General features: G+C 67.4%; 3 protein-coding genes. All 3 read left to right on the forward strand.

All coding sequences use genetic code 11. From position 1 onward, the window contains the following. Positions 1 to 353: 353 nt before the first annotated feature. The gene (locus GX543_RS14255; RefSeq protein ID WP_290852793.1) at positions 354 to 1,640 is read left to right on the forward strand and encodes a transcriptional regulator; all 1,287 of its coding nucleotides are present in this window, start codon (positions 354 to 356) and stop codon (positions 1,638 to 1,640) included. A 186-nt stretch (positions 1,641 to 1,826) separates the two neighbouring features. Next, positions 1,827 to 3,350 carry an aldehyde dehydrogenase family protein gene (locus tag GX543_RS14260; protein WP_290852796.1) on the forward strand — a complete coding sequence of 508 codons (1,524 nt, stop codon included), beginning with the start codon at positions 1,827 to 1,829 and terminating at the stop codon, positions 3,348 to 3,350. A gap of 12 nt (positions 3,351 to 3,362) precedes the next feature. Further along, positions 3,363 to 3,779 (forward strand): DUF779 domain-containing protein (locus GX543_RS14265; RefSeq protein WP_290852798.1); only part of this gene is annotated, 417 nt, incomplete at its 3' end.

Consider the following 3,779-nt stretch of genomic DNA (forward strand, 5'->3'; position numbering starts at 1 on the left):
ACCACCTCCCCCGGTTGAATCTGCAGGCAGAGCCCGTCGACGGCCCGGACCGCGGCCCCTTTCCCGGAACGGAAGTCCTTGGTGAGGCCCACCAGCGAGACGGCCGGGGCCGCCGGGTCGGTGCGCGGTGAGGTGAGGTCATCTGCGGTGAGGTGTTGCTGTGTCATGCCTACGACTGTTCCGCTGATCCGCCGACCGCACCCAGAGCAGATGTCATCTCTTGCCCATGACCGTTGTCATGGGCCGCCGTCGACATCCGGCTGTACAACGTTGCCCAGGTCACACCGGCCAGGCACAATCGAAGTCACCGACCGTCACACTTCGGCCGGGTCAGCGGTTCTGGGAGGACACAGATGAGAGAAGGCACCGGCGTGTCGTCTCGTGTCCGTCGTGCCTACGAGGACTTCCTCGCGGGCGAGACCCCTCCGGACGACTCCGTTCGTTCTCTGGTCCGCGAGTCGTGGGAGCGATCCCGCCAACGCGGCCTCAACCCCGGCGCCGTCGGCCCCGCGGGCGATTCCGACGGGCCGATGTCCGACGACGACTTCGACGCCTACCGGACGGGGCACCGACTCGCAGCCGTCAGGCCGCTGGTCCAGTCGTTGATGCTCGACGACATCTCCGATTCGGGCGTCGTGGTCGCGATGACCGACAACCGCGGACGGCTCCTCTGGGTAGAGGGCGACCACAGCGCCCGCGACGCCGCAGCCAGCATCAACTTCGTCGAAGGCTCGGTCTGGAGCGAAGACACCGTCGGCACCAACGCGCCGGGTCTCGCCCTCACGATGAACCGCGGAGTGCAGATCATCGGACCCGAGCACTTCTCCGGTCCGGTCCAGAACTGGAACTGCGCCGCGGCACCCGTGCACGACCCGACGTCGGGCGAGTTACTCGGTGTCATCGACGTGACCGGCGGACCCGCCGCGGCCGTGCCGTTCGCACTCGCCGCCGTCCGCTCGGTGGTCGCCGCGGTGGAGCGCGAGCTGCATTCGCGCGCCGTCGACCTCGCCTCCCCGCAGACGTTCGCGTCGGCGACCGCCGAATCAGCAGGCTTCCGAATCACCGTCCTGCGCGACGGCCCGGCGCAGTGGTCCGACGGCGTGGCCCCACCGCGTCCGCTGTCGCCCCGACACACCGAGATCCTCCTGCTCCTGCAGACCTATCCCGAGGGGCTGGGAACCGAACAGCTCGCGACCATGCTGTCCGACGAGCCGCTCGGCGCCGTGACCGTCCGCGCCGAGATCTCCCGACTACGCCGAGACCTCGGCGACGTGGTGGCGTCGCGGCCCTATCGTCTGACCTTCGCGCTCGGCTCCGACATCGACGACGTGCGGCGGGCAGTCGCCGAGGGCGACCTCACCGAGGCCATTCGCACGCTGGGCCGCGGCGGCGTTCTCGCGGAGTCCACCGCGCCAGGCATCGTCGAGCTTCTCGATGAGCTCCGCGAAGACATCCGTTCGCGCATGTTCATGAAGGGCGATCTCACCGCGCTCAGCGCATGGGTCGCCTCGCCCCACGGCCGCGATGACATCACCGCCTGGAACGCCCTGGCACAACACCTGCCCGCCAGTCACCCGCAACGTGCGGTGGCGGCCGGCCGCGTCCGGCTGCTCGATCGTCGGTTCGGCGTCAGACGATAGCTGAGCACCACCCGCGCCATCGGGGCGATCACGCAGGTGAGAGGCCGTTTCGCCGCTCCTGCCGCCGACCGCACGACCCTGGCGGCGATCCAGTTCACCCAGTGCAACGTGACTGCAACCACTTGCGGATTACTCTGTGATTCACCTCACCAACCGAAGTGACTTTCACAAAGGAGCGCAGCACAAATGACAGTCTTCGCCAAGCCCGGTACCGACGGCTCGCTGATGAGCTTCCAGTCCCGCTACGACAACTGGATCGGTGGACAGTGGGTTCCGCCGGTGAAGGGTCAGTACTTCGAGAATCCGTCGCCCGTCGACGGCAAGGTCTTCTGCGAGGTCGCCCGCTCCACCGCGGAAGACATCGACCTCGCACTCGACGCAGCGCACGCCGCCGCCCCCGCGTGGGGCAAGACCTCGGTGGCCGAGCGCGCACAGGTCCTGAACAAGATCGCCGACCGCATGGAGGAGAACCTCCAGAGCATCGCCGTCGCCGAGTCCTGGGAGAACGGCAAGGCGGTCCGCGAGACCCTCGCCGCCGACATCCCGCTCGCGATCGATCACTTCCGCTACTTCGCGGGCGCCATCCGCGCGCAGGAGGGCGGCATCTCCGAGATCGACAAGGACACCGTCGCGTACCACTTCCACGAGCCGCTGGGCGTCGTCGGCCAGATCATCCCGTGGAACTTCCCGATCCTGATGGCTGTCTGGAAGTTGGCCCCGGCACTCGCCGCAGGCAACGCGATCGTGATGAAGCCCGCAGAGCAGACGCCGGCATCGATCCTCTACCTCATGAGTCTCATCGGCGATCTGCTCCCCGACGGTGTCCTCAACGTGGTCAACGGTTTCGGCGTCGAGGCGGGCAAGCCGCTCGCATCGAGCAACCGCATCCGCAAGATCGCCTTCACCGGCGAGACCACCACCGGCCGCCTGATCATGCAGTACGCATCGGAGAACCTGATCCCGGTGACCCTGGAGCTGGGCGGCAAGAGCCCCAACCTCTTCTTCGAAGACGTGATGGCCAGCGACGACGGCTTCCTCGACCGCGCGCTCGAAGGCTTCTCGATGTTCGCACTCAACCAGGGCGAGGTCTGCACCTGCCCGAGCCGCGCACTGGTCCAGGGCAGCATCTACGACGAGTTCCTGGAGCGTGCCGTCGAGCGCGTGGCCGCCATCAAGCAGGGCAACCCGCTCGACACCGACACCATGATGGGCGCGCAGGCGTCGAACGATCAGTGGGAGAAGATCAAGTCGTACCTGGAGATCGGCAAGCAGGAGGGCGCCAAGGTCCTGACCGGCGGCGAGCCCGCCGACCTGGGCGGCGACCTCGCGGGCGGCTTCTACATCCAGCCGACCGTCTTCGGCGGCAAGAACGACATGCGGATCTTCCAGGAGGAGATCTTCGGACCGGTCCTCGCGGTCACGTCGTTCACCGATTACGACGACGCACTCAAGATCGCCAACGACACCCTGTACGGCCTCGGTGCCGGCGTGTGGAGCCGCAACGGCGCCGTCGCCTACCGTGCCGGTCGCGACATCCAGGCCGGTCGCGTGTGGACCAACACGTACCACGACTACCCGGCCCACGCCGCGTTCGGCGGGTACAAGCAGTCGGGAGTCGGCCGCGAGAACCACCTGATGATGCTCGGCCACTACCAGCAGACCAAGAACCTGCTGGTCGGTTACGCGCAGAACGCCAAGGGCTTCTTCTAAGCCGGGCATGCCGTGACTGTACCGGGCACCGTCGCACGCGTGGTCGCCACAGACACCGCCGTGGAGCTCCTGACCAAATTGTCGGAGCTCCACGGTGGCCTCATGATCCATCAGTCAGGCGGATGCTGCGACGGCTCCGCCCCCATGTGCTACCCGGTCGGCGAGTACCGGGTCGGGCAGCGCGACGTACTCCTCGGCGAGGTCGATCTACCCGAACCCCTCCCGGCCGTGCGGATCTGGATCAACGGCGACCAGTTCGAACTCTGGAAGCACACTCAGCTGATCCTCGACGTGGTCTCCGGCCGGGGCGCCGGGTTCTCACTCGAGGCTCCCGAGGGCGTCCGATTCCTCTCCCGCTCGCGGGTGTTCACCGACGACGAGGCCGCGATACTGGATGCCTCGCCACCCAAGGTCGGCGCCGACTTCGAC

This window comes from Gordonia sp. (in: high G+C Gram-positive bacteria), assembly GCF_012515855.1.
Lineage (GTDB): Bacteria > Actinomycetota > Actinomycetes > Mycobacteriales > Mycobacteriaceae > Gordonia.